The organism is Neobacillus notoginsengisoli, from assembly GCF_003515685.1.
GTDB lineage: Bacteria > Bacillota > Bacilli > Bacillales > Cytobacillaceae > Bacillus_D > Bacillus_D notoginsengisoli.
Map to the genome: position 1 here is coordinate 147,854 of NZ_QWEG01000001.1, position 24,576 is coordinate 172,429.

Annotated in this window: 27 protein-coding genes; 19 read left to right on the forward strand and 8 right to left on the reverse strand. The window is 47.9% G+C overall.

From position 1 onward, the window contains the following. Window positions 1-19 precede the first annotated feature (19 nt). Entirely contained in the window at window positions 20-538 is a 519-nt protein-coding gene (locus tag D1B31_RS00745; protein WP_158587385.1) for a CotY/CotZ family spore coat protein, read from the reverse strand. 153 nt (window positions 539-691) lie between these two features. On the opposite strand from D1B31_RS00745, the gene D1B31_RS00750 reads away from it, so the two are divergent. The 8 genes from D1B31_RS00750 to spoVIF all read left to right on the forward strand — a co-directional run bounded on the left by D1B31_RS00750 (window position 692) and on the right by spoVIF (window position 4,605). Next, complete coding sequence (locus D1B31_RS00750; protein WP_118918848.1) at window positions 692-1,036, forward strand: DUF1360 domain-containing protein; 345 nt, start codon at window positions 692-694, stop codon at window positions 1,034-1,036. A 66-nt stretch (window positions 1,037-1,102) separates the two neighbouring features. Further along, window positions 1,103-1,228: a hypothetical protein gene (locus tag D1B31_RS24970; protein WP_275670681.1), complete on the forward strand. Its 126-nt coding sequence runs from the start codon at window positions 1,103-1,105 to the stop codon at window positions 1,226-1,228. Window positions 1,229-1,448: 220 nt separating this feature from the next. Beyond that, window positions 1,449-1,919: a YhcN/YlaJ family sporulation lipoprotein gene (locus D1B31_RS00755; protein ID WP_240035097.1), complete on the forward strand. Its 471-nt coding sequence runs from the start codon at window positions 1,449-1,451 to the stop codon at window positions 1,917-1,919. A 13-nt stretch (window positions 1,920-1,932) separates the two neighbouring features. Continuing rightward, window positions 1,933-2,406, forward strand: a complete 474-nt coding sequence (gene spoVAC, locus D1B31_RS00760) for a stage V sporulation protein AC (protein ID WP_118918849.1) — start codon at window positions 1,933-1,935, stop codon at window positions 2,404-2,406. Continuing rightward, window positions 2,406-3,425, forward strand: a complete 1,020-nt coding sequence (gene spoVAD, locus D1B31_RS00765; RefSeq protein ID WP_118918850.1) for a stage V sporulation protein AD — start codon at window positions 2,406-2,408, stop codon at window positions 3,423-3,425. The genes spoVAC and spoVAD overlap by 1 nt, the downstream gene beginning before the upstream one ends. 4 nt (window positions 3,426-3,429) lie before the next feature. Continuing rightward, window positions 3,430-3,786, forward strand: coding sequence for a stage V sporulation protein AE (gene spoVAE / locus D1B31_RS00770; RefSeq protein ID WP_118918851.1), 357 nt, complete (start codon window positions 3,430-3,432; stop codon window positions 3,784-3,786). 100 nt (window positions 3,787-3,886) lie between these two features. Continuing rightward, complete coding sequence (locus D1B31_RS00775) at window positions 3,887-4,021, forward strand: YjcZ family sporulation protein (RefSeq protein ID WP_118918852.1); 135 nt, start codon at window positions 3,887-3,889, stop codon at window positions 4,019-4,021. A 329-nt stretch (window positions 4,022-4,350) separates the two neighbouring features. Then, complete coding sequence (spoVIF, locus tag D1B31_RS00780; protein WP_118918853.1) at window positions 4,351-4,605, forward strand: sporulation-specific transcription regulator SpoVIF; 255 nt, start codon at window positions 4,351-4,353, stop codon at window positions 4,603-4,605. 60 nt (window positions 4,606-4,665) lie between these two features. Here spoVIF and D1B31_RS23945 read toward each other — a convergent pair whose 3' ends face one another. Further along, entirely contained in the window at window positions 4,666-4,803 is a 138-nt protein-coding gene (locus tag D1B31_RS23945; protein ID WP_158587386.1) for a hypothetical protein, read from the reverse strand. A 76-nt stretch (window positions 4,804-4,879) separates the two neighbouring features. Here D1B31_RS23945 and D1B31_RS00785 point away from each other — a divergent pair, with 76 nt between their 5' ends. After that, window positions 4,880-5,419, forward strand: coding sequence for a GNAT family N-acetyltransferase (locus tag D1B31_RS00785; protein ID WP_118918854.1), 540 nt, complete (start codon window positions 4,880-4,882; stop codon window positions 5,417-5,419). Between the two features lie 99 nt (window positions 5,420-5,518). Here the strand turns inward: D1B31_RS00785 and D1B31_RS00790 are convergent, their stop codons facing one another. From D1B31_RS00790 to D1B31_RS00805, 4 genes are all read right to left on the reverse strand, one after another. Further along, complete coding sequence (locus D1B31_RS00790; RefSeq protein ID WP_118918855.1) at window positions 5,519-7,771, reverse strand: UvrD-helicase domain-containing protein; 2,253 nt, start codon at window positions 7,769-7,771, stop codon at window positions 5,519-5,521. Between the two features lie 142 nt (window positions 7,772-7,913). Further along, window positions 7,914-8,336, reverse strand: coding sequence for a GNAT family N-acetyltransferase (locus D1B31_RS00795; RefSeq protein WP_118918856.1), 423 nt, complete (start codon window positions 8,334-8,336; stop codon window positions 7,914-7,916). Then, complete coding sequence (locus tag D1B31_RS00800; protein WP_118918857.1) at window positions 8,337-8,858, reverse strand: 2'-5' RNA ligase family protein; 522 nt, start codon at window positions 8,856-8,858, stop codon at window positions 8,337-8,339. Window positions 8,859-9,005: 147 nt separating this feature from the next. Then, a complete protein-coding gene (locus D1B31_RS00805) occupies window positions 9,006-9,728 on the reverse strand; it encodes an alpha/beta hydrolase (RefSeq protein ID WP_118918858.1) in 723 nt (240 codons plus the stop codon). Window positions 9,729-9,873: 145 nt separating this feature from the next. Here D1B31_RS00805 and D1B31_RS00810 point away from each other — a divergent pair, with 145 nt between their 5' ends. Beyond that, on the forward strand, window positions 9,874-10,410 hold the full coding sequence (locus D1B31_RS00810; RefSeq protein WP_420846049.1) for a phosphatidylglycerophosphatase A family protein: 537 nt from the start codon (window positions 9,874-9,876) through the stop codon (window positions 10,408-10,410). Between the two features lie 443 nt (window positions 10,411-10,853). On the opposite strand, the gene D1B31_RS00815 is transcribed toward D1B31_RS00810, so the two are convergent. Then, window positions 10,854-11,144, reverse strand: coding sequence for a GNAT family N-acetyltransferase (locus D1B31_RS00815; RefSeq protein ID WP_118918860.1), 291 nt, complete (start codon window positions 11,142-11,144; stop codon window positions 10,854-10,856). 764 nt (window positions 11,145-11,908) lie between these two features. Here D1B31_RS00815 and D1B31_RS00825 point away from each other — a divergent pair. From D1B31_RS00825 to cydC, 4 genes are read left to right on the forward strand one after another with little or no spacing between them, the layout of a single operon-like run. Further along, complete coding sequence (locus D1B31_RS00825; protein WP_118918862.1) at window positions 11,909-13,315, forward strand: cytochrome ubiquinol oxidase subunit I; 1,407 nt, start codon at window positions 11,909-11,911, stop codon at window positions 13,313-13,315. 1 nt (window position 13,316) lies between these two features. Beyond that, window positions 13,317-14,330, forward strand: a complete 1,014-nt coding sequence (cydB, locus tag D1B31_RS00830; RefSeq protein WP_118918863.1) for a cytochrome d ubiquinol oxidase subunit II — start codon at window positions 13,317-13,319, stop codon at window positions 14,328-14,330. Further along, a complete protein-coding gene (gene cydD / locus D1B31_RS00835; protein WP_118918864.1) occupies window positions 14,330-16,039 on the forward strand; it encodes a thiol reductant ABC exporter subunit CydD in 1,710 nt (569 codons plus the stop codon). Before cydB ends, cydD begins: the two co-directional genes overlap by 1 nt. Then, entirely contained in the window at window positions 16,036-17,769 is a 1,734-nt protein-coding gene (gene cydC / locus D1B31_RS00840; RefSeq protein ID WP_118918865.1) for a thiol reductant ABC exporter subunit CydC, read from the forward strand. Before cydD ends, cydC begins: the two co-directional genes overlap by 4 nt. A 270-nt stretch (window positions 17,770-18,039) precedes the next feature. Here the strand turns inward: cydC and D1B31_RS00845 are convergent, their stop codons facing one another. Next, window positions 18,040-18,255: a WYL domain-containing protein gene (locus D1B31_RS00845; RefSeq protein WP_118918866.1), complete on the reverse strand. Its 216-nt coding sequence runs from the start codon at window positions 18,253-18,255 to the stop codon at window positions 18,040-18,042. Window positions 18,256-18,414: 159 nt separating this feature from the next. On the opposite strand from D1B31_RS00845, the gene D1B31_RS00850 reads away from it, so the two are divergent. The 5 genes from D1B31_RS00850 to D1B31_RS00870 all read left to right on the forward strand — a co-directional run bounded on the left by D1B31_RS00850 (window position 18,415) and on the right by D1B31_RS00870 (window position 24,529). Further along, complete coding sequence (locus D1B31_RS00850; RefSeq protein WP_118918867.1) at window positions 18,415-18,834, forward strand: RDD family protein; 420 nt, start codon at window positions 18,415-18,417, stop codon at window positions 18,832-18,834. 282 nt (window positions 18,835-19,116) lie between these two features. Beyond that, window positions 19,117-21,492 carry a M14 family zinc carboxypeptidase gene (locus tag D1B31_RS00855; protein ID WP_118918868.1) on the forward strand — a complete coding sequence of 792 codons (2,376 nt, stop codon included), beginning with the start codon at window positions 19,117-19,119 and terminating at the stop codon, window positions 21,490-21,492. Between the two features lie 304 nt (window positions 21,493-21,796). Beyond that, window positions 21,797-22,996 (forward strand): MFS transporter, encoded by a 1,200-nt coding sequence (locus tag D1B31_RS00860; RefSeq protein ID WP_240035098.1) that lies wholly within the window; start codon window positions 21,797-21,799, stop codon window positions 22,994-22,996. Between the two features lie 133 nt (window positions 22,997-23,129). Further along, the gene (locus D1B31_RS00865; RefSeq protein ID WP_118918869.1) at window positions 23,130-23,846 is read left to right on the forward strand and encodes a nucleotidyltransferase domain-containing protein; all 717 of its coding nucleotides are present in this window, start codon (window positions 23,130-23,132) and stop codon (window positions 23,844-23,846) included. 185 nt (window positions 23,847-24,031) lie between these two features. Further along, the gene (locus tag D1B31_RS00870; RefSeq protein ID WP_118918870.1) at window positions 24,032-24,529 is read left to right on the forward strand and encodes a cupin domain-containing protein; all 498 of its coding nucleotides are present in this window, start codon (window positions 24,032-24,034) and stop codon (window positions 24,527-24,529) included. The last annotated feature ends 47 nt before the right edge of the window (window positions 24,530-24,576 follow it).

Consider the following 24,576-nt stretch of genomic DNA (forward strand, 5'->3'; position numbering starts at 1 on the left):
GGAAACAGTCTGCACTTTCTTAGACAAGGTTTTGCGGGAAGATGCAGGAAACGCCGCAGAAGCAGTTTAGGTCGACAGTGATGCAAACGCCAGACCTAGCGAGCGACTTGGCATTTTCAAGATTTTTCACACAGCCAAATCCATTATTTTTCTTCTTTCCTTCACAAAGGTCAAAAACCGGTGTCGTTTGACCATGTGGGACAATGCCCAGGATTTCTAGTGTTGCACAGCAAGTTTCAGGGTCAACATCGATTACCCGGAACACACAGCCGCAAACAACATCAAATGGTGTATTCGTATCCGTATCTCTCCGTACTCCGATTGCCTGGAACGGAGTGCAAGTGCCTTTGCAGATAAGGATGACAGGAATGCTGTCGGCACCCGCATTGCCCACGCCGCCTACTAGTTCCTTTATAGCCATGCTGCATCCGAATGTACACTCATCTGTTGCGGGGTTTATTTTATCTTGGGCTTCCACGATTGCGAGCAAAGTATCACAGACGCAGTTGCTCGTGAAGAATTCTGAACCACAACTCATGGATGATCCTCCTTTTAGCGAAATAATTATTTGCATTATCAGACTATGTAAAGAGGGCCCTGGTGGGATGGGCAAACCGCCCAATTTTAGTTATTTTCATCAGGTATACGAGCCCGCTTTTCGAAAAACACGGATAGATGGGAGCTGAATCGAATGGAAAACTTTACACTGGAGCTGTTGATTGTCATGGGGCTTGCCTCATTCAGGCTGACAAGAATCATCGTATTTGATAAAATCACTGAGTTTATCCGGGCGCCATTCCTCGATGAAATAGAGGAGAACGGAGACGTATATGTGGTCCCAAAACCTTCGGGCCTAAAAAAGTGGATCGGCGAGCTGCTCAGCTGTTACTGGTGCACTGGTATTTGGGCGAGTGCCGGCCTGCTTGGCATGTATGTATTTTTGCCGAAAGTGGGAATCGCGGTCATTCTCATCTTCGCCGTAGCCGCAATAGGCGGCATCATAGAGACAATAATAGGCCGCCTGCTGGGCAGTTGAAATGAACATGCTCCCCGCTCGCTCATATAGTAAAGAGTAAGGATATACAGCAAAGGAGCAGGAACGATGCAGAGGAAAAGGAAACCGCCAGGCCGAATCACCCATGCAGAATCTGCTGTAAAGCCCCAGCCCGTAAAAAAGAAAAAAGGCTGTGGCTGCGGTGGCTATCGAAAACGGAAAAAATCGGAATGAAAGCTGCCTCGACAGGGACAGCTTTTTCTTTTTGCAAAATAACCCCCATACTCCAAGACAGACTAAAAAGGAAGTTCCCTAACACCAGCGTTCCATAATTTCCCTAAAGAGGAATACTAAAAATCGCCGCAACTAAAGATTAAGGAAAAGGTAAGGCATAAAATCAGCGAGCCTGTTAAAAAATAAAGGACAAATGGAAACAAGCGGGAAGGGATGGACGATGAAAAAATTTGGGTTTCTTTTCATAATGATTTTAGCCACCTTGGCAGGGACAGCTTGCGGAAATAGGGATGAAGCAAACAACAGCAGACTGGCGCTCATGAAAACAACAAATCCCGATCCTGTACATACAGTTGACTCGAACTCAAAGGTGTCCGAACAGGAAGTAAAGGAGGATATCGCTTCCTTTAAGGAAATTTATGACGTGGCGGTTATTAAGGGAAAGAAGGATGTTCTTGTTGCTTACAAGGTCAGGCATTTGCAGCGATTCAGGATGAAAGCGATTGAAAAGAAGGTTACCACTCGACTCGAAAAAAAATATCCTGATGCAAATTTTACTGTTTCAAGTGACTATAAGATATTCCTTGAGGCAACCAGGCTTCGAGATGGGTTGAAAAAAGGCACATATACCGGCAATGAGGCAGAAAAGCGCCTACAGAAGATCATTAAATTGCAGAAGGAAAAAACGTGAGGAGGCTTGGATAATGGGCGGGACAAAGCAAAAAACGGCCGAGCAGGAAAAGTACGAACAGCTGCAGAAAAAGCATGAAATTCAGCGGCCTGTTGTTAAAAACTGCCTGAAGGCATTTTGGGTTGGCGGAACCATCTGCCTGATTGGACAGGCGCTCAGCTATTTTTATATTCACTTTTTTAATTTTACGGAACAAACAGCCGGGAACCCGACCGTTGCGACACTCGTATTCATTTCGATGCTGCTGACCGGTTTCGGCCTATATGACCATCTCGGGCAATATGCCGGCGCGGGAAGCGCGGTCCCTGTTACGGGATTTGGCAATGCCGTCATTTCCGCGGCAATTGAGCACAGAACAGAAGGGTTTGTACTGGGGGTTGGCGGTAACATGTTTAAGCTTGCCGGCTCGGTCATCCTATTCGGAGTGTTTTCAGCGTTTGTCGTTGCCCTGATCAAAACATTGCTCGTTATGTGGGGGGTTATTTGATGCTAAAGGGCAGCAGGACTTGGATATTTGAGAATCGGCCTGAAATCCTGGCAACCGGGATAACGGGCGGGCCTTTCGAAAGTGCCGGACATCTTTCTTCCGACTTTGACATTCTTCATGATGATTTATGGATGGAGGAGCAAACGTACGAAAAGGCGCACCGCCTCCTGATTGATAAAGCGATTGAAACGGCCCTAAAAAAGGCTGGGATTAGCGGAAATGAAGTGCAATTTTTCATGGCGGGAGACTTGATTAATCAAATTACGCCGACTAGCTTTGCCGCAAGAAAAGCGGGTATTCCATATTTTGGGCTGTTCGGCGCGTGCTCGACGTCCATGGAAGGGCTTGCCCTGGCTGCCTTCATCCTGAATTATGAGGGAGCGGAGTATATTTTAACCGGTGCTTCAAGTCATAACGCCGCTGTTGAAAAGCAGTTCCGATACCCAACAGAATACGGCGGCCAGAAACCCCCAACGGCACAATGGACTGCGACCGGCGCCGGGATGGCGCTTTTGCAAAAAAATAAAGGCCAGGGAAAGCAACCGGTTGTCACGTCGGCCACAATTGGAAAGGTGATCGACATGGGCCTGACGGATCCGTTTAATATGGGCGGGGCAATGGCGCCAGCGGCAGCGGACACGATTTCCGCCCATTTTGCCGATACAGGCCGTGACCCATCGTACTATGATTTAATCGTGACGGGGGACCTTGCGAAAATCGGCAGCAGTACCGCCTATGAGTTGCTGACCAATAAAGGATTGAATATTGAGCAGAATAAGTTCCGGGATTGCGGGATGATGCTTTATAAGGATGACCAGCCAGTCCAGGCAGGGGCGAGCGGTGCCGGATGCTCAGCAATTGTTGTTTACGGACATTTGCTGAATGAAATGAAAAAAGGGACGTATAAACGGATTCTTGCAGTTGCCACTGGCGCGCTGTTGTCACCTTTGACTTTTCAGCAAGGGGATAGCATCCCATGTATTGCACACGCGGTTTCAATTGAGATGGACGGGAGGTGATGTCATGCTGGCAATGTTTTTCTGGGCGTTTGTCATTGGCGGTCTGGTTTGCGTAGCGGGCCAGCTGCTCATGGATTTTGGAAAATTGACTCCCGGCCACACACTCAGCCTGCTCGTTGTCATTGGGGCAGTTCTTGATGGGTTTGGACTCTATGAACCGTTTATGGACTTTGCGGGGGCAGGCGCGACTGTCCCGATTACTAGTTTCGGGAATTCGCTTGTCCACGGCGCTCTCCAGGAAGCCGAACAGCATGGCCTCGTCGGTGTGTTGACCGGCATGTTCGAGGTCACCAGCTCAGGGATTTCGGCTGCAATCATCTTTGGATTTATCGGTGCGCTCCTCTTCAAACCAAAGGGATAAAAACAGGGGCGGAAGTTTTGCCTGCTGGGATGAGGCCTATACACTTTGTCTGCACCTCACATATTGTAATAGTGTAAGTAGAAAAGTGAGGTGACTATCTATGTGCTTCGGAGGATTCGGCGGCTGCGGTTACGGCGGTTATGGCTACGGTGGCGGCTACGGCTACGGCTCAACATTCGTATTGATCGTCGTATTGTTCATCCTTTTGATTATTGTAGGCGCAAGCTTCTACTAAGATAGAGGAGTAAAGCCCGGCACGACGCGATGCCGGGTTTTTCTATGGTTGGAAACCCCTAGACGCTTACAAGGAATACTCCGCCCTGAATTCGGACTCCTAGAGGGCTTTTGGGACGTTGAGAGTCCGAATAAGGTATGAATTCGGACTCTTAAAGGTTTTTTGGGACGGTGAGAGTCCAAATACGCCCAGGATTCCTCGAATCCTTCAATTAATCGCTCGATACATGCCCCCGTAGTTTCCTCTTTTGGATTACTATCACTTTCCTTTCACATAATCCAGCCTCCTTCATACTATAAAAGTAGCCTATGAAGGAGCGTGACAACGACATGGATAACGGATTTTTCAAAAATCTCGAAAAAAAGACCGGCGTGAATATGAAAGATGTTTTCGAACTCGCCGCGTCATTGCAAAACGCTAATTTTAAAGATGAACGCACAGTCAGGAACGTCATCAAACGCGTATCCCAGATTGCCCAAAAACCGGTCAACAAGGAATTGGAAGATAAAATTGTCGAGTCCATCATCAAGGATGGCAAATCACTCGATTTTAACACCATTTCGAATATGATGAACAAAAAGTAACAAAAGTCCGGCCGCATATTGATTGGCCGGACTTGTTATTTTTGCAAAAGAATTTGCCCTCTATTTGGTCTCCCGGTCCCGTTCATACGCGATGAGCACGAGATCCTTATCGGCCTGGCTGCTCAGTACTTCCTCGAAAACTTTGATTTCCTTTAGCAAATCCTCTGGAAGATCAGCAGCATTGTATGTTTGCTCCATCTTTTTCACCTCACTTATAGGATAGACAAAAATGTTAGTATAAATTCAATAACGTGCGAAAGGAAGGTTTGTGAGTATGGATGTTGAAATAAGAAGGCCGGCACTCAGAGACACGGAAGAGTTAAATGAATTCTTCAGAATCGTGATCTCCGATACATTTGCAAAAGAAGGAATTGCGGAGAAAGTGGACGACCTGGCAGAGGAAGTCGAAACGAAGAAAAACTATTTGAAAGCTGACTTCGAAAGCTGTGGAGAGCGGCGCTACTTCCTGATTGCCCAAGCTGGTGGCAAAATGATTGGTTCGATTGAATTCGGCGCTGCAAGCAGCTTGATTGTTAAGTGCACAAATGGTGCATACAGCGGCCTGGTTCAGGTAGGGACTGTATTTGTCCATCCGGATTACCAACGAAAAGGAGTTGGGTCATTCCTTTTGAAAAAAATAGGCCAAGTCCTGAAGGGGCAAGGCATAGAAGAGTTCTGTCTCGACAGCGGCTATAAGACCGCCCAGACCATATGGGAGAAGAAGTTCGGAGAACCCGCATATGTGTTGGAGGATTATTGGGACGAAGGATATGCCCATATGATTTGGAAAAACAATGTGAGGGAACTCCTATAGGTCATTTTTGCAAAAAAGGGCCCGCTGCCAAAAATGCAACGAGACCCTTTTCCGATTATTCCAATTATGAATGTGCTGAAAAGCCGTAGCTTTATCGCTTTAATCCTTCCGCACCGGCGTCAGGAACCTCGTTGGATTGGCTGCCCGGTTGCGACGCATTGATGGGACGGAAATATACAATCTCTCCATCGCCCGTGTAATGGCGACATAAAACAGCCTGCGTTCCTCTTCAAGGGGAGCCGTGTCCCCGTTCCGGAGGCTTTCAAGCGCATAGTCATGCGGAAGGCTGCCGTCGACAGCACCTAGAATATAAACCGTTTTATACTCAAGCCCCTTCGCGCGATGAATGGTGCTAAGGGTGATTGAGCTCGTAAAATGCTTGCTGAGGTTCTTGATCTCCCTGTTCATCGCCGCCATGTGGGAGGCATGCTCAAGGAGTGTTTGGCTGCTGTCAAAATTCTTGGCCGCGACTTTCAAATCCTTCACATCATCTGAGCCTTTTTCTAGCTTGTTGCCTTCACTGCCGCGTTTCTTTAAATAATCAAGGAAGCCGAGTTCCTTTTCGATTCTTTCAATTGCCGCGTACGGTGCAAGATGGCGCATCGATTTGATGGCTGTAACGGCCGTTTTTAACTTTTTCATTTGAAAGGCATGGGCGGTTTTTACTTTTCCGAGCGCTTCCAAAGCACTGCAGTCGTCGAGAATGGTTGAAGCCTTGATGTCGGAAAGGACATCCTGTTTCAAAAACAGCGCAGGAAGAATAGCGGCAACCGCGTCGATGTCATCTTCATTGATTGCCAGCTTCAGAAATCCGAGCACCGTTCGGACTGTTCTTCGCTCATAAAAAGACTCGGCATCTTGTTCAATCCGAAACGGCAAGTTGGAGGAGGCAAGCCTTTCAAACACAGCACGCGACCCGGCATGTGTCCGGTACAAGATGGCAAAGTCGGAAGGGTCGGCACCGCCAGCAATTTTCTCCTGGATGTCCGTCACAATCATTGTTGCCTCTTCCTCTTCATCATAAGGGAAGAACGCAACTGGCGGCAGGCCTTCGCTTATGTTCGCTGCCATTTCCTTGCGGCGCCTTTTCTTATTATAGGAAATAATTCGGTTCGCAGCGGCGACAATTTCGTTGGACGACCGATAATTTTGGCTGAGCAGAATGAGCCGCGCACCAGGAAAGTCATGCTCGAAATTCAGCAAAAACTCAGGAGAGCTTCCTCTGAACGAATAGATCGTCTGGTCATCATCGCCAACGACACACACGTTTTTCGTTTTTGCTGACAGCATTTTAATCAATTCGTATTGCACTTTGTTAATGTCCTGGAATTCATCAATTAGGAAATACCGGAAGCGTTCTTGATACATGGCCAGAAGTTCCGGCGCGGTTTGAAACAATTCATAGCAGCCGGTGAGCATGTCGTCAAAATCGAACAGTCCCTGGTCCTGCTTGTACCGTTCATACCGCTCATACAACATAAGAACGGTTTCTTCCCATTCTGAATCGGGTTTGATTTTGGCAGGGGCGAGAAGGGAGTTTTTCCAAAAGCCGATTTGCTGAAGGGCAAGGTCATAAGGAAATTCTTTTTCCGACAATCCAAGCTCCCGGCCCGCCTCTTTGACAATCTTTTCACGTTGCCATTCCTTTTTCAAAAGCCGGTTGTTATTCCACTTTGCTCCGTCGGCATGCATCAAAATCCGGTAGAAGATACTGTGGAATGTTCCGGAGACAAGTTTTGAAAGCAGCCCGCTTTTCATATTCGGATAGCGGAGCAGGCGTGATTTCATTTCCTGCGCGGCCTTCGTTGTAAAGGTGACGAGCATGATTTCTGATGGTTTAATGCCGCGGACGTCAAGCATATAAGCTGTCCTCGCAGTCAGGACCCGCGTTTTGCCGCTGCCGGCTCCTGCAAGAACAAGGATCGGACCTTCGGTTTCAGTTACCGCCGCGGCCTGGTTTCCGTCGAGCTTAAATCCTTCCGCCTCTAGCAGTTTCACATAGTCATGCGGGTTGTCGAGAATAGGGAGGGAGGCAGTTGCCGTAGCTGCCCCAATGGCGAGCGGCTGCGCTCCGAGGAAGCCTTCTCCAACCGGTTTCGCGCTTGGGACGCGAAAGCCTTCAATTTGTCGGGTTTCCTTTATAGTCTCCGACGCCTCTAGGCAAATCTTCTCCGGATGGTATAAATGGAAGAAATGCGGGTCTTTTTCAATCCCCAAATAAAGACGGACGGGCTCAAGGCAAGAGGGACAAGAAAGTTCGCCATTCCTGCCAGCCATGTATATTTTTTGAAATCGGTCCCTGCCAAGTAGCTCCAAGTGGACAGTCCCGTTTTGATAGATTGCAGATTTCATTGACAGATTCTCCAAGTCTCGTAAAATTACACAATTTCTATCATAACAGACAAACGTCGCTCCCGGAAGTTTCGAATGGCCTGATTTTCGCAGGGGATGAGCAAAATAAAAACTCCCGCCAATTCGGCAGGAGCTGATTTCACTATAATTTTTTTACCATGGTCTTATGCGGAATCCCTGCATCGAGGAATTCTTCGGAGACGATCTCGTACCCGAGGCCTTCATAGAACGGGATTGCCTGTACCTGGGCATTCAGCTTCAGCTTTTGAATTTCCTGTTCCTTCGCGTATTCCTCAATTTTACGCATGATCGCTTTTCCGGCGCCTGTTCCGCGGACTTCTTGCAAAACGCAGATCCGTTCGACTTTCCCGTACCCGTCAACTAGACGGAAACGGCCGGCTCCTTTAGGTTCTGTCCCGTTATATAGGACGAAATGGGCGCAATCCCCTTCATACTGGTCGATTTCTTCTTCTTCGGGCACTTGTTGTTCATCGACAAACACTGTTTTTCTGACCGAAAAAGCGTCCTGCTTTTCCTTCTCGCTGCTCACTAAAACGACTTTCATCTATAACTCTGCTTCCTTTCCAAGGCGGAATGTTTCATACACTGTCCACTGCCCGTTTTCAAGCTGATAGAGGAGATGGACACGGTCGATTTCTTCTTCATGGTCAATTCCTTGCATTTTCAGTGCGCCGTACACATCCCAATGCTCGTCATCGGAAAGCTTCTGGCCGACAGTGATGTGGGGAACGAATTTGTATTGCATTCCCGGACTTTCAAGTAAATCGTTAAGGTCCTTATGCAGGGCGGTAATCGCCTCTTGCGGGTCAACTTTTAAATAAATGACGTTATTTACTGGATGAAAGGAGCTGATCTTGGATGTTTTTAACATAAACGGTTCGTGATTCTTGACTGCTTCTCGCAGCTGACTTGCGATCGTTTCTGCCTCTTCTTCTGTCGCCTCAAACGCATTTACGAGCGTAAGATGCGGCGCAATCAGTGAATAGTGGGGATCATAGCGTTTTCGATACGAATTAACCCAGTCCTGAAGCTGTTTAGATGGAAAAAGTGCAACACCAAATCTCATACGACCTACCTCCAAGAATCCATTTTGTCTGTACGTTACGTACAGCTATGGTATTTGTCCTTCAAAATATTATAACAAATTTGAATAAAGAAATATAATTTTGGCTGAATATTTTGTAAAAATAGATAAAAAGTCTGGGTGACGGGATTAAAATAGGGCTTTTAAAGCGGCTCTAAGGTCTGGCTGCCAATGGGTCCAAGTGTGGTCTCCATCAAATTCATGATATGTGTAGCGAAATGGTTTGGCGGAAAGCACGCCTGCTAGCTCCCTGTTAGGCGTAAGGAAGTCAGCTGTCTTACCGTTTACGAGCTCGGCGGCGTGTTCATTTTTGCCAACAGAATGATAAATCTCAATCGGAAGGTTCTCTTTGTATTTTTCCACTGCCTGTTGTACAGCCTCGTTGACGTACGGCGACTGGATCAGCACCTTACCGAACGTATGCGGATAGGAAAGTGCCGTCAGCAGCGAGACAGTCCCGGCCAGCGAATCTCCGGCAAGCGCGCGGGTTGCACCCATTTGGTAGGTAGGGTACTCCCGGTCCAAATACGGCACCAGCTCATGGGCAAGAAAACGGATATAGGCCGAATGCTTTTCACCTTTCGGATGGTAGGTACTGCGGCGGTGCTGGGCATCTTTATACGGAATGCCAACAATAATGACGTTTTCAATTTCTTTTTTTGCCAAAAGTTCATCGGCAAGAGTTCCAATCCGGCCAAGCCTGAAATAATCGTCTCCATCTTGGGTGATCAGGAGCGAGTATTTGTAAAGAGGCGAAAACGTTGCTGGCAGATGGATCAGCAGCTGAACTGATTCGCCTAACTCCTTGCTATCAAAAAATACTTCATTGACCGTTCCGCGCGCGAATTCCATAGTTTTTCCTCCGGCTAGTAAGATTTCAAGTGCATTTTACCATAACGTTAGCCGAAAAGCAGTTCAGAAAGTATTCATAATTTCAAAGGTTATGAGCATTATGGTAGTGTTAATATAAGTGGGGAAACATGGAAGGGGAATGAAATTGACCAGAGTACACAGTTCAGTTGTCACAGCCGCCGCAAAAAATGCACTCATTGAGCGCGGTGTTTTTATAGAAGCGATTGCCGCTATTGTTTACGAAATGCAGGTGCCTTATCATGAAGGGCTCACCATTGCTGAATGCATTGACAGCGTTGAAAAGGTTTTGCTGAAGAGGGAAATTCAGCACGCAATCCTTGTCGGCGTCGAGCTCGATACACTCGCTGAGCAGAACAAACTGTCCGAGCCATTGCAATCCATCGTTGAAAACGACGAAGGGCTTTTCGGCGTGGACGAAACGATCGCGTTCGGGGCAGCGCTCGGCTACGGCAGCATCGCCGTCACCACCTTCGGCCATCTTGACAAAAACAAAATAGGCATCATCAAAGATCTTGATACGAAAAGAGGCAACGGCGTCCACACTTTTCTCGATGACATCGTTGCCGCCATCGTCGCCACCGCCTCCTCCAGGCTCGCCCATCACAAACGCGACGAGGAAGAAGCGCTCGAAGAACTGAGCCAGGCGGAATTGATTGGGTAAGTTTTATTTTGTAAAAGAGAGTTTGGGAGTCAAATAAAAGGATAGGACAGGCTGAAGGAGATCAGCTGGCCTATCCTTTTTTGATATTGTAGGAATCTATAAAATACTACCTTGTGGGTAACTCGAAATAAATTTTATTAATCCAGCTCCACAAAGGAAAGCTTCGGGAGCATATGCATCGCACGAAGGAAAAGCGTTAGCTTTATCGAGGAGCGCCTAGCCCCTCGAGGTCTTAAGCCAATCCGTCAAGAAGGCAAAGACCGCCTTCTGGACGGCTCGTCTTAAGCTTGGCTACGCTCCGCTCGCATTAAGGGCGACTAAGGTTTTGCTAGGGCAAAACCAAGTCTTCCTATATCGGGGCTGATCACTAAGGAAAGCTCCCAGGAATAATCCTCGCAGGGACAGGCGGTTTTTGCCTGTCGCGAAGGCGCTTGCGCATTTTGTTATTCCGTGAGCAAATCCCGGTATTCTTCCTTCCGCTCCAGCACCTTTTTGGCAAAAGAGCAGGCGGGAATGATTTGCTTATTCTCATCCCTGGCGAAATCGCCGATTTTATAAACGAGCTTTTTCCCTAGGCCCCGGCCGTTTTGGTCTTCGTCCACGAGGGTGTGGGTGACGGTAATGATTTCTTTTCCGTCATCCGTTGTGCCGCTTGGGACATATTGAATCCTGCCAATCACTTTGCCGTTTTCCTCAATATAAAACTCATTTTGGCCATGTTTTATTTCGGTCATAAGAACAACTCCCGCCTTTCATTTGAACACCATCCTTTAGTTTACCCGGAAAGGGAAAGAACTTAACTTATTTCGAATTTACGGGTGGTTAAAAAGGATTTGAATGGCGTCTTAAGGCATGATATCGCTCTGAAGGAGCTGCGCGGAGGGAGGTTTTTGCAAAAGGATGAGGCGGGGGAGATATATCAAAAAAATTACCTGCTTTATCGGAGAATTTTTGAATATATCCATAAATTTTTATGTGATATCAATAAATTTTTCCATATATCCGAGTCTGTCAAAATTCAGACACAATTCAAAGGCTGCCCAATGGAAAGTACCAGAACTGTGGTCCTCCGAATCCTTATCAGGTTTTCACACAATGATAGAATTTACCCGACTCTCACTATTCAGTTCATAGCAAAAAAGATATACCTTGATCGTGTGTGTCAATGGCATTTGTCACACCTAAAGCGTGATTCCAATCATACCCGACTTCAAAGCAGTATTCCTACAGAACCGTTAAACCCAAAGGGTTTAAACCTTTCAATGGAAAAACAACCCTTTAGAAAGATGTCATAGAAAAGACACAATTGCCCGCCAACCAACCCAAAATATTTGTTAATATAGGTTGTGAAGTTAATATCCTAGAATAATTATAAAACAGGTTCGGACAACAGTTTTGAGCTCGATTCAAAGCAGATGATATTGTGAATTGGTGAGCAATAAAAATGACAAGCTGCACACGAAGTAGTATAAAAATGTTTAGTAATGGGGGTCTGATGATGGATTTATTAATCCTTGCTAGATTGCAATTCGCGGTAACGACGGTTTACCACTTTTTCTTTGTTCCGCTTTCGATTGGACTTGTTTTCATGGTCGCGGCCATGCAAACGTTGTACTTCGTAAAGGGGAACGAAATATATAAAAAGATGACAAAGTTTTGGGGCAATTTGTTCTTGATCAACTTTGTCGTCGGGGTAGTGACGGGGATTATCCAGGAGTTCCAGTTTGGGATGAACTGGTCGGATTACTCCAGATTTGTCGGGGACGTATTTGGCGCGCCGCTTGCCATTGAAGCGCTACTCGCATTTTTTATGGAATCGACCTTTATCGGAATCTGGGTTTTTGGCTGGAACCGCATTTCGAAAGGGCTCCATCTTGCGAGCATCTGGCTCGTTGCTCTCGGGACGCTACTGTCTGGTTTCTGGATTTTGACTGCGCATTCGTTCATGCAAGTGCCGGTCGGCTTTACGATCAACAATGGCCGTGCGGAAATGAATGACTTTATGGCTCTGCTGACAAACGGCAAGCTTTGGGTCGAATTTCCCCACGTTATTTTCGGGGCCTTTTGCACAGGCGCGTTTTTTGTTGCCGGCATCAGCGCATATGGCCTATTGAAGAAGAAACATGTCCAATTCTATAAAACTTCGATGAAATTTGCGATCATTGCCGGCCTTGTCGGCAGCCTTGGAGCCGCGCTATCTGGCCATAGCAATGCACAGTACCTTGTTGAAAAACAACCGATGAAAATGGCTGCCATTGAAGGCATCTGGAAGGATACGCCGGATCCGGCTCCGTGGTCCGCTTTTGCCATCATCGACACGAAAAACAGAGAAAATAAATTTGAGATCAATATTCCTTACGCACTCAGCTTCCTGGCGTATTCGAAGTTCGAGGGGAGCTTGAAGGGAATGGAAACACTTCAGAAAGAGTACTCTGAAAAATATGATGCCATCACTGGGGAAGGGACGAATTATATCCCGCCTGTGAAGACAACGTACTGGAGCTTCCGTTTGATGATTGCCTTTGGTGTCTTCATGATGCTTTTGTCGTTTGCCGGACTTTATTTGTGGAAGAAGAAGGCTCTCGAAAAAAGCAAGCTTTTCTTGAAGCTGCTAGTGCCGGCGATTTCCTTTCCGTTCCTCGCCAATACGTTTGGCTGGATTACGACCGAGGTTGGCCGCCAGCCTTGGACGGTCTTTGGTTTATTGACAACCGCCGATTCAGTTTCACCAAACGTTTCCGCGGGATACATCCTGACGTCGCTCATCGCGTACATGCTGATTTTCACCATACTCGCAGGTGCGATGGTGTACTTGATGATCCGCAAAATTAAAAAGGGTCCTGAATTCGCCTCTGGTACGGATTCTCAGGTAACAACCGATCCATTCGAAGGGGTAGGTGCCTAATATGGAATTAAGTGAATTTTGGTTTGTTTTAGTTTCCATTCTTTTTATCGGCTTCTTTTTCCTGGAAGGCTTTGATTTCGGGGTTGGCATGGCAACAAGGTTCCTTGCCCGGGATCAGCTGGAGCGCACGGTCCTCGTCAATACGATTGGGCCTGTCTGGGATGCGAACGAAGTCTGGCTGATTACAGGAGCCGGAGCGATTTTTGCGGCATTCCCGCACTGGTATGCGACGATGTTTAGCGGCTATTACCTGCCGCTCCTCCTTGTCCTGCTCTGCCTGATTGCGCGTGGCGTCTCTTTCGAATTCCGCAGGAAAGGGCCGAATGCGCAGTGGACGAATACGTGGGACTGGTCGATTTTCATTAGCAGCCTGTTTACGCCGTTCCTGCTTGGCATCTTGTTCACAAGTATGCTGAGAGGAATGCCCATTCAGAAAGACATGAATATGACCGCTGGCTTTTCGGACGTCATCAACATCTATTCCGTCTGGGGCGGCCTGACGATCACATTGCTCTGCTTCCTGCACGGACTGTACTTCCTCGCTCTGAAAACGGAAGATAGCCTGAGGAAACGGGCTAGGGAAATGGCGAAGAAACTAATCCCGTTCGTACTTGGCGCCGTTGTTGTCTTTGTAGTGCTGTCGTGGACAATGACTGACATTTTCGTTGTCCGCCGGGTGCCGGAACTCATCTTGATGAATATAATCGTACTTGCTTACGGGCTTTCTTATATTTTCATTTCAAAAAAGAAGGAAGGCTTCGCATTTACGATGTCCGGAGTTGGCCTAATTTCAACGATTGCGGCTATCTTCATCGGCCTCTTCCCGAGGGTGATGATCAGCTCGATTGACAAAGCTTTCGACTTGACCGTCTATAATGCCGCGAGCGGTCCGTATTCCTTGAAAATCATGACAATTGTCAGCTTGACCATTTTGCCATTCGTCATTGGTTATACTATCTGGAGCTACTATGTTTTCAGAAAAAGAGTTTCTGCGAAGGAGCATTTAACCTACTGATGGACCGATCATTGTTTACACTAAAAGGATTTAAACCAATCATGGCTGTCCTGGCGGTGCTGACCGCCCTCCAGGCAGCCATGATTATCATACAGGGCTATTTCCTCGCTGATGCAATCTCCTCCCTCTTCGGTGGAGATTTGTTTCATTCCGCGGCTGGAAAACTGGCCATTTTCCTCGGCGCACTCGTCCTTCGCCACTTCCTGGCTATGCTGAACCGGAAAATTGCCTTCCGGTTTGCCGCTAAAACGAGCGCCCGCTTAAGGGAAGACTTGGTTAGAAAGCTTTTCGTCCTTGGCCCGCGGTTTGCCGCTGCAGAAGGCTCCGGCCAGACGGTGACGCTCATCATGGAAGGCGTAGCGAAGTTCCGGCGTTATCTTGAGCTCTTTTTGCCAAAATTGTCCAGTTCCCTCATCATACCCGCGGCGGTTTGTGGATTTGTCTTCTTCCAAAATGTCCGTTCAGCAGTTATCCTGATCCTCGCCGTGCCAATCCTGATTGCTTTTATGATCCTGCTCGGCCTTGCGGCAAAAGAAAAAGCGAGCCGGCAATACAGCACATATCAAGTCCTTGCGAATCATTTTGTGGATTCGCTCCGCGGGCTGGAAACCCTTAAAAACCTCGGCTTAAGCCGCCGCCATGCCGGAAAGATCGAGAAGGTCAGCGAACAATATCGGAAGGCGACGATGTCCACGCTTCGGTTCGCTTTTTTATCAAGCTTCGCGCTTGAATTCTTTACGATGCTTTCCGTTGCGACTGTGGCCGTCTTTCTTGGTCTTGGTCTGATCAACGGGCATATAGAGTTACAGATAGCGTTGACGGTTCTCATTCTAGCACCTGAATACTTTTTGCCGATTCGCGAAGTGGGCTCCGACTTCCATGCCACGCTCGATGGGAAGGAGGCTGGAGAAAACATCCGTGCCATCCTGAAAGAAGAAGTGTCGGTTCCTGCCCAGGACCGAGTACCCACTTGGCATGCCGGTTCAACCTTGGCTGTGGAAAACCTGCAGCTGCCGTTCGGTTCGGAGAGCGATAAGAGGATAAGCTTTTCGGTTTCCGGCATGAAGAAAATCGGCATCATCGGTGCGAGCGGTGCGGGCAAGTCAACACTGATTGATGTATTGAGCGGCTTTTTGCAGGCAAGATCCGGTGATATTTCCATTGACGGACAGCCGCTCCGGGACTTTGCCAATCCTACTTGGCAAAAGCAGTTAACCTACATTCCGCAGCATCCCTATGTGTTTTCCGGTACGCTGTTGGATAACATCCGTTTCTACCAGCCCGATGCAACAGAGGCGGCGGTGATGGAAGCCGCCGATTCAGCAGGCTTGTCTGAGGTTGTCGCCAGTCTGCCAAAGGGGCTTCATACAGTAATTGGCGAAGGCGGTCGGATGCTGAGCGGCGGCCAGGAACAGCGTGTCGCCTTGGCGCGCGCCTTCCTCGGCAGCCGGCCGGTCATCATGCTCGATGAACCGACCGCCCATCTCGATATTGAAACGGAATATGAATTGAAACAAACGATGCTAAAATTATTTGAAGAAAAGGTTGTTTTCCTGGCAACGCACCGCCTGCATTGGATGCAGGACATGGATTTCATTCTCGTCCTTGACCACGGCAGGCTTGCCGAAAGTGGGACACATGAGGAATTGCTCGCTAGGAAAGGCTTTTATTACGAGTTGTGCCAGGCACAGATGGAGGGTCGCGAGTGAAAACTGATAAATGGATCAAACCTTATATCCTTCAGCACCGCCGGCTGTTTTGGATGGCCATTTTGCTCGGCGCGCTGACAATCCTTTTTGGCGGCAGCCTTATGTTTTCTTCAGGCTTCCTTATTTCAAAATCGGCCACACGCCCGGAAACGATTCTACTGGTGCATGTCCCGATTGTTGGCGTGCGCGCCTTCGGGATTGGCAGGGCGGTCTTGGGCTATGTCGAACGCCTGACCGGCCACCAGTTTATCTTGAAAATTGTTTCGGCCATGAGGCTGCGCCTTTATAAAATCGTTGAGCCACAAGCGGTTTTGCTCCGTTCGAAATTCCGTACTGGCGACTTCCTTGGCGCCCTGGCGGATGATATTGAACACTTGCAGGATTTTTATTTAAAGACATTGCTGCCGGCGATTGTTTCCTTGGCTGTTTACACGGTCGTTATCCTGTTTGCCGGGGCATTTTCCGTGCAGTTTGCAATCGTTCTCGCATTTTTGTGCGGCCTGCTTGTTTTTGCCGGCCCGGTTGTTTCCTACCTCTATATGCGGGCAAAAAACGAACAGATGAAGAAAGTGCGGAACAAATTATATTTGCAGGCAACGGATACCGTTTTTGGCCTGAGCGATTGGCTGTTCAGCGGCCGGCAGGAAGAGTTTATCCAGAAACATGAAAAGCAGCAAGGAGAGCTGTTAAAGCTGGATAAACAAAGGCAGTCATTTGTGGACTGGCGTGATCTTTTGCAGCAAGCCATCCTTGGAGCTACAGTGGTCGCGACCGTTTACTGGGCGACCGGGTTGACCGATGATGGGAAAATCCCGGCCACGCTGATTGCGGCATTCACTCTCGCGATGCTGCCGCTGCTTGAATCGTTTTTGCCGCTGTCAAGTGCAGCAGGCGATTTGACGATTTACAGTGATTCGATTAAAAGGCTGGAAGAAATGGAAAGCAAGGACGGGTATGAGTGGAAGGACGAGGAAGAGAATAGAAGCCAGGATGCTGTGTCGGCTTCGATTGAACTTAATAGTGTTTCGTTTAAGTACGAAACGGGCGAAGAGGTCGTATCCCGTTTCACTCTAACCGTTTCGCAGGGCGAAAAGGTGGCGATTCTCGGGCCGAGCGGTTCCGGCAAATCAACGCTCTTGAAACTAATCCAAGGACAGCTTTTGCCAATTGAAGGGGAGATTCTTTTAAATGGAAGGCGAACAGGCGAAATGGCAACGGAGATTTCTCGCTGGATTAGTGTCTTGAACCAGAAAGCCTATTTGTTCAACACATCGGTTATGAATAACATTAGGCTCGGAAATCCAGATGCAACGGATGAAGAGGTGTTTGAAGCAGCTAAAAAAGTCGGGCTCCATGAGATGCTCACCCAGCTTCCGGACGGTTACCGGACTGGCATGAGAGAGGCGGGACAGCGCTTTTCTGGCGGGGAACGGCAGCGGATTGCGCTAGCCAGGATCCTTTTGCAAAAAACGCCCGTCGTCATGTTGGATGAACCGACCATTGGCTTGGATCCGATAACCGAAAATAAGCTTATCATGGACATTTTCCATGCACTCGAAGGCAAAACCCTCATATGGGTGACCCACCACCTCGCCGGAATGGAAAAGATGGACCGGATTTTGTTTATGGATGACGGCAAAATTACATTGGAAGGCACCCATGATGAACTTCTGAGTGAAAGTGAACGGTACCGCCGGCTTTATGAAATGGACAGGCCGGTTAGGGTGTGAATAGATTTTCATTTTCCGCCGTTCCTACACACCATAAGGGGCAAACTGACCTGTCGTTGTCCCGAACCGTTGCTTTTCGGGACAGTAAACCGATACTATGACCTGTCGTTGTCTCGAATCCTGCTTTTAGGACAAGAAACCTATAAAAACGCCAAGCGAGATGAATAATCCCCTAGCAAAAAAGAAACATACTGAGATTAGTAACATAGAATAGGCCCCTGGTCTGCGTTACTAATCTTAGTTTGTTTTTTTCCATTCTATAACAATGAATCAACTCACGCAGCGTGTTTTGCCAGGCCGGGCGGACAGGATGTTTTCGAGTTTGAACGTCCGCAGTTTGTTGCGCAGCAGGCAATAGGCGTACACATCATTACCCCTAATGGCGCGGATGATCATTTTGCGCTGGGTCAGTTCATTTTTCTTCGAAAGGTAAATCACTTCAAGGGGCATGTTTTCTTCCATTGAACGGAGAAGCATTCCATTCATCTCACCACCTTCTTTCTATTCCAATTATATACGAACGCTCGTTCTTTATTCATCGTTTTTTACTTGGATAGAAAGTATTTTTTTGCAAAAAAGAGAATATAATTATAGAAAATATTGGTAATGTTGTGATAGATTTGATTTAGCGAAGGGGGAGTTTAGATGGAGGTAAAAAGGCCTGCGGGTTTCGGGACACGTTTTTTAGCAGATGTGCTGGATTCGCTTATTGTTTCATCCATTATCGGAATTGTGGTTTACCTCGTGAAAGGGGATTTTCAAGCTGATTGGGCAAGCTCGTACCCGTGGCAGATTGTGACGATGATTTATACGACGATTACGCCGGTCGTTTGGGGCGGCTACGTCATTGGCAAAAGGATTTTTAAAATAAGAATTAGAAAGTTTAAGGATGACAGACCTGTAAACTTGGTGGATATGCTGCTTCGCGAAGTGGTCGGAAAATATTTTGTCGCTGGAATTACGTTGGGAATTTCTATCATTGTCAGTGTGTTCATGGTGATGATTCGTGAGGACAAGCGCGCCGTTCACGACCTGATTGCCGGGACATATGTGAGGTATGACTGATGACACTCCTAAATGCGTATCAACGTGGAAAACCTTATAGCTTGAGAATGAAATCAACGACTAGTGAATAGTCCATACATAGTTGCGCTGTACCGAGTTTCGGGTCAGCGCTTTTATTTTGCAAAAAAGAGTGTTAAGAATACAAAGGTGCTTTTTACCTAATGAAAATGTTCTGAATAGTTATAAAAACCTATTGCATTCATCGCGATAGGTAATTAAAATACTAACTAGTGTATATTTATACAATAAAGCTTGTAAATGACAGAAACTGGAGGGGTAACAGTGAAAAAGAGCAAAATCGTTTCAAGCGTGCTGGCGGCAAGTCTGCTCGTGTCGGTTCCGTGGTCCGGGGCTTTGGCGGGCCCGGTAAAATGGGTCAATGTGAATGTGAATGAGGAACAGGATGGGAGCATGTTCAACAGCGAAAACTATGACTTTATGAAATTCTCAAAAATTGGCCAGAAGCTCGAGGAGATTAATAAGCAGTCGAACCGGATGAAGGTGGAGGTAAAGGGGACCTCGTCCAAGGGGTATCCGCTGTATGTAGTCACGATTGCCGATCCACAAGCGCAGGGGAAGTTCGGCAAAATCCAGTCATTAAGGAAGCAGATGTTTAAAAACCCGCAAAAAGCGCAGGATTTTATCACGGCAAACCCTGATTTCAAGGTACCTGTGATGATTAACGGATCGATTCACGGAACTGAGTTCGTCGGAACGGATGCAATCATGCAGTTGATTGAGCGCTTCGCTACCGAAAGCGACGCGACCACCAAGGAAATTTTGAAAAATAATATCCTGATTTTTAATGTTGTTCAGAATCCGGATGGCCGTGTCGATGCGACCCGCTTCAACGGCGAGGGGATTGACTTGAACCGCGATTTCATTACCCAGTCGCAGCCGGAAACACAGGAAACGGTGGCGCTTTTGAAAGAGTGGAATCCGATGGTGTTCCTTGATACGCACGGCTATGTAAAGAACTATGCACCGAATTTGCAGGGGTTGATCGAGCCATGTACGCCCCCGCATAACCCGAACTATGAGTATGACTTGTACCAGAAATGGGCTTATGCCCAAGCGGAAGCGATGGAAGCGGAAATCATGGGCAATAAGAGCGCCTATGAAGGAACGTTATATAAAAATATGAAGGGGACCTATATTCCGCAGCGTAATGATGCGGACGGCTGGGATGATTATCCGCCAATCTTTACGCCAATGTATGCGATGTACCACGGCGCCTACGGCCACACGCTTGAAACTCCGACTAATGATGAGGACGGGGTCAAGTGGATGTACGATGCCATTATGGGAGCATTAAAGTTTGCGACTGAAAATAAGGAAGCGATGATCAAAGACCAGATAGAAATTTTCAAGCGTGGTATTAATTTCGACCACCCGAATCATAAGGAAGGCCATTTCCCTCAGGCGTATATTTTGCCAGTAGATGAAAAAGACCCGACTGTGACGGAAAAGGCTGTCAGCCATTTGCTCAAAAATGATATCGAAGTTGTCCAGGCAGCCAAACCATTTGCAGCAGGCGGCAAGAAGTATGACAAAGGAACGTATATTGTCAAAATGGATCAGGCAAAAGCAGGCCTTGCCAATACAATGCTTTGGGACGGGGAGGATATATCGAACGATATCGCGGCGATGTACGATATTTCCGCCTGGAGCCTGCCTGAACTGTGGGGATTTGAAGCCAATCCTGTTAATGAGAAAGTTGATGTTGTTGCTTCCAAGGTGAACAATGTCGGCAGCAACGGTTCTGTGTCCGGAAAAGGGCCATTCTTGATTCCGAACAGTTCTGTCAAGGCAGTCGAGCTTGTGAATAAGCTTTTGGCAAAAGGAGTGGCGGTGAAGCGCGATACGGAGGGCAATTTCTATGCCGCGGCAGCTGCGAATGAAATTTTTGCCGAGGTGAAGGCGTCGGGAGTGCAGATCGGCACAGCGAAGATTCCTGCTGGTGCCGAATCAGTTGAAAACCTTAAGGTAGCCATTCTGAAAGATGGCGGAATGGGCAAGGTCCAGTCGCATGCGGGAACGAAGCTTGCACTGAAGCGCCTTGGATTTGATGTTGCCGAGGTGACTCCTGTGGAGGTTGCTGACAAAGGACTTTCCGGATTTGATGTGTTCTTCTACAGCGGGACGGAGAGCCTCATTGCGACGAATTTGAGTGCGGCTAATAAGGAGTTCGGTTTCCAAAATGCTGGCCAGTTGCAAACATTTAAAGCGAATCTGAACAGCTTCCTCGATAACGGAGGCAAATATATTGCGGTTGGGGCAGCGGCATCCCGTGCAACGAAGACGCTCGGCCTGACAGATAATACGGTCAATTCAGGCGGCTCTAACAGCAATGGAATTGTAAGAGTCGATTATAGCGGAACCGGCCTCGGAGCGGGCTATGTCCAGGATGACATTGGCTTCGTTTACCGCCCTGCCTGGTATACGGTTGTGGGTAATGATGAAGTTGCGGCTACATTCGATAACAGCCAGGACTTTTTCCTCGCCGGCCACTGGAGGAATCGCCCGGCCGTCCAGTCACAGCCTGTCATTGTCAAAGAGGACGGCAAGGACGTAACCTTGATTGGGCTTGAAGCCGGATTCCGTGACCATACGGATTACCTGTTCAGACTCTTGTCGAATGCTATTTTTACGAAATAACGATTGTGTCTGGCTTGAAGCTGGGTGCCTATTTAGAAGATAGAAACGAAGCGTGGCAAATCTGCCAGGCTTCGTTTTTTTGCATAAAACTTTCAGGCTTATCTCAAGCTAAACGGGATAAGCTTTTTTGCGGAAGGACGCCGGAATACGCTGCAATCCAACGGCTTATTTTTTACTTAAATGGATGGTTGTACTTCTGGAGAAGGCTGGCAAATTGGCGAACCTTAGCTTAAATCATAAGGGGAAATGGATATGCCTTTACGAAAACAACCGGCATCTGCCTGTTCCTGAGGAGGACGCACGATTGGATACACAAACAAAAGGCTCATTGCTTAACCAGCCAAAGGCAGTATGGGCGGTCTTTTTTGCCAGTATTATCGCTTTTATGGGCCTCGGCCTCGTCGATCCGATTCTTGTTGCAATCGGCCGTCAGCTTCTCGCGACGCCAAGCCAGGTCACGTTGCTCTTCACGAGCTATAATGCCGTCATGGCTGTTGCCATGCTAGTTACAGGCATGATTTCCTCACGGCTAGGCATCAAATGGACGCTCCTCGCCGGAATTGTCATCATCGCGGCATTTTCCGGAATGGGCGGACTTTCAACGAATATATGGACGCTCGTCGCATTGCGCGGCGGCTGGGGGCTTGGCAATGCCCTGTTCGTCGCGACAGCGTTGGCCGCCATCGTATCACTTTCAAAAAGCGGTACGGCCAAGGCGATTATCTTGTACGAAGCGGCAATCGGACTCGGCATATCAGTCGGCCCACTGCTTGGCGGCTGGCTCGGAAGCATGTCATGGAGGGGGCCTTTTTTCGGCGTTGCTGTGTTAATGGTGGTTGCCTTCGTCGGTTTAATCACCCTCATGCCGGGCGCAAAAGCAGAGTCCGATGCTCCGAAAGTGAAATCTTCCATTAAGGATCCGTTCCTTGCGTTAAGACACCGCGGCCTTCTTGTTTTCGGCATTGGGGCCGCATTGTATAACTTTGGATTTTTCACCTTGCTTGCCTTCGCGCCATTTGTGATGGGGCTTGATGAGCATGGGATAGGATACGTATTCCTTGGCTGGGGCCTTCTGCTTGCAGTCACATCTGTTTTTACAGCGCCATTTTTGCAAAAGTGGTTTGGTACTGTGAAAGCAATGTGCCTCATGCTGACTTTGTTCGCTCTTGTCCTGGCGGCGATGGGAATTTGGACATCGACGCAGTGGGTCATTATTGCATCCGTCATTATCGCCGGCGCGCTGCTTGGGAATAACAATACTCTCATTACAACAGCAGTGATGAACTCCGCCCCCGTTGAACGGGCTACCGCATCGGCAGCCTACAGCTTCCTCCGATTCATCGGAGGGGCAATCGCGCCGTTTTTCGCCGGCAAACTCGCGGAATGGTTCAATCCAAGTATGCCATTTTTTGTAGGCGCCGCATTCGTACTACTGTCGGTCATCTTCATCGCGCTAAACCACCAGCATGTCAAGCATGTTGATGAGGCGTATGCTAGTCATTAATGAAAAGAAACGAAGCCCGAGCGACTGCGAGACGCCGGGCTTTTTTGCTGAAAGTTGGATTTTCTATTGCCGTGAACAGGCTGGTTTCTATACTATGGTGTTATGAGCAGAAATTCAGCCTGGAGGTGGCAAGGTGGCGAAGCGTGAACCGATCGCAGCGGCACAGGCATTCATTGCGAAACATTACCCGGATTGTAAGGCCGCCATATTGGCTGGCAGTGTGGTCCGCGGGGAAGCGACGGAAACCTCGGATTTGGATATGGTCATTTTTGATCCGGAGATCCCGTTCTCTTACCGGGAATCGGTACTGGACGAAGGTTGGCCGATAGAACTTTTTGTCCATAACATGACTTCCTATCGGCACTTTTTTGAGATGGATAAAGAGGACGCAATCCCTACGATGCCGCGGATGGTTGCGGAAGGAATTGTTTTGAAAGGAAAAGATGCCGTCGAGCCGATTAGAAGGGAAGCAAGGGAACTGATGGACGCTGGCCCAGACGAATGGTTAGAGGAAACGATCATCGCTAAACGGTACTTCATCACGGATGTGCTCGACGATTTCATCGGCTGTCCGGACAGGGGAGAAGGGCTATTCATTGCGAATAAACTAGCCGATTTGGCGGTCGAATTCGTGCTGCGGACGAACAGGAAATGGCTCGGAAACTCGAAATGGGTAGCTCGATCCTTAAAGCAATTCGATGAAGGCTTCGCTAGCCGTTTTATCGATTCATTGGATGCCTTTTATCGAAAAGAAGCCAAGGAGCCGCTTATCCAGATCGTCGATGAGATTCTCGAGCCATATGGCGGAAGGCTGTTCGAAGGCTTTTCTCTCGGCAAAATAGAAATCTAATAGAGGTCTGGCGTTGCAACTCGGTTTACAAATAAATCTATTTTGGCGCTTGAAAAGGTATTCACTAAGGAAAACTTTTGCAAAAAAATGAAGCGAATAGGATTATTCTTTTGCAAAAACTTCCCCCTTCACTTGAATCGGTTGGGAAAATCGTTCGAAAATGACACGTTAAAGGAGTTAAATTGATGACAAAGCACAGTGCAGAATACTGGATTAATCAGCTCGGACTTGAACCACATCCGGAAGGCGGTTTTTACAAGCAATCTTATAAATCTGGGGAAGAGGTTCCAGGCCGGGGGCGAGTACTTTATACAAGCATCTATTTTCTGATGACAACCGGAAATATTTCGCATTTCCATCGGCTCCAGTCGGATGAACTTTGGTATTTTCATGCGGGGGATTCCTTGTCCGTCCATATGATCCATGAAAACGGTGAGTACGAAGAGGTTCGTCTCGGTTTGAATCTCGAAAACGGGGAAGTGCCCCAGTTGCTCGTTCCCAAGAATACCATTTTCGGTTCGTCCGTTTTGCAGGAGGATGCTTATGCGCTGGTTGGCTGCATGGTCTCACCAGGCTTCGAATTCGAGGACTTTGAACTGTTCACCCAAGAGGAACTGCTTCGGGACTACCCGCAGCATGAGGAAGTCATTCGGCTAATGGCGTATGAAAAACTGCCGGAATGATAGACGGGTTTCTTGGTAGGGAGTGCAGGCGGTTTTTTAAATAAAGC

Coding starts and splice junctions, on each gene's coding strand:
- D1B31_RS00745 (WP_158587385.1), bottom strand. CDS start 538: ATGAGTTGTGGTTCAGAATTCTTCACGAGCAACTGCGTCTGTGATACT.
- D1B31_RS00825 (WP_118918862.1), top strand. CDS start 11,909: ATGGATTTATTAATCCTTGCTAGATTGCAATTCGCGGTAACGACGGTT.
- D1B31_RS00815 (WP_118918860.1), bottom strand. CDS start 11,144: ATGACCGAAATAAAACATGGCCAAAATGAGTTTTATATTGAGGAAAAC.
- D1B31_RS23945 (WP_158587386.1), bottom strand. CDS start 4,803: ATGGAGCAAACATACAATGCTGCTGATCTTCCAGAGGATTTGCTAAAG.
- cydD (WP_118918864.1), top strand. CDS start 14,330: ATGGACCGATCATTGTTTACACTAAAAGGATTTAAACCAATCATGGCT.
- D1B31_RS00750 (WP_118918848.1), top strand. CDS start 692: ATGGAAAACTTTACACTGGAGCTGTTGATTGTCATGGGGCTTGCCTCA.
- D1B31_RS00805 (WP_118918858.1), bottom strand. CDS start 9,728: ATGGAATTCGCGCGCGGAACGGTCAATGAAGTATTTTTTGATAGCAAG.
- cydB (WP_118918863.1), top strand. CDS start 13,317: ATGGAATTAAGTGAATTTTGGTTTGTTTTAGTTTCCATTCTTTTTATC.
- D1B31_RS00755 (WP_240035097.1), top strand. CDS start 1,449: ATGAAAAAATTTGGGTTTCTTTTCATAATGATTTTAGCCACCTTGGCA.
- D1B31_RS00850 (WP_118918867.1), top strand. CDS start 18,415: ATGGAGGTAAAAAGGCCTGCGGGTTTCGGGACACGTTTTTTAGCAGAT.
- D1B31_RS24970 (WP_275670681.1), top strand. CDS start 1,103: ATGCAGAGGAAAAGGAAACCGCCAGGCCGAATCACCCATGCAGAATCT.
- spoVIF (WP_118918853.1), top strand. CDS start 4,351: ATGGATAACGGATTTTTCAAAAATCTCGAAAAAAAGACCGGCGTGAAT.
- spoVAE (WP_118918851.1), top strand. CDS start 3,430: ATGCTGGCAATGTTTTTCTGGGCGTTTGTCATTGGCGGTCTGGTTTGC.
- D1B31_RS00790 (WP_118918855.1), bottom strand. CDS start 7,771: ATGAAATCTGCAATCTATCAAAACGGGACTGTCCACTTGGAGCTACTT.
- spoVAC (WP_118918849.1), top strand. CDS start 1,933: ATGGGCGGGACAAAGCAAAAAACGGCCGAGCAGGAAAAGTACGAACAG.
- D1B31_RS00870 (WP_118918870.1), top strand. CDS start 24,032: ATGACAAAGCACAGTGCAGAATACTGGATTAATCAGCTCGGACTTGAA.
- D1B31_RS00800 (WP_118918857.1), bottom strand. CDS start 8,858: ATGAGATTTGGTGTTGCACTTTTTCCATCTAAACAGCTTCAGGACTGG.
- D1B31_RS00845 (WP_118918866.1), bottom strand. CDS start 18,255: ATGAATGGAATGCTTCTCCGTTCAATGGAAGAAAACATGCCCCTTGAA.
- D1B31_RS00785 (WP_118918854.1), top strand. CDS start 4,880: ATGGATGTTGAAATAAGAAGGCCGGCACTCAGAGACACGGAAGAGTTA.
- D1B31_RS00775 (WP_118918852.1), top strand. CDS start 3,887: ATGTGCTTCGGAGGATTCGGCGGCTGCGGTTACGGCGGTTATGGCTAC.
- spoVAD (WP_118918850.1), top strand. CDS start 2,406: ATGCTAAAGGGCAGCAGGACTTGGATATTTGAGAATCGGCCTGAAATC.
- D1B31_RS00795 (WP_118918856.1), bottom strand. CDS start 8,336: ATGAAAGTCGTTTTAGTGAGCAGCGAGAAGGAAAAGCAGGACGCTTTT.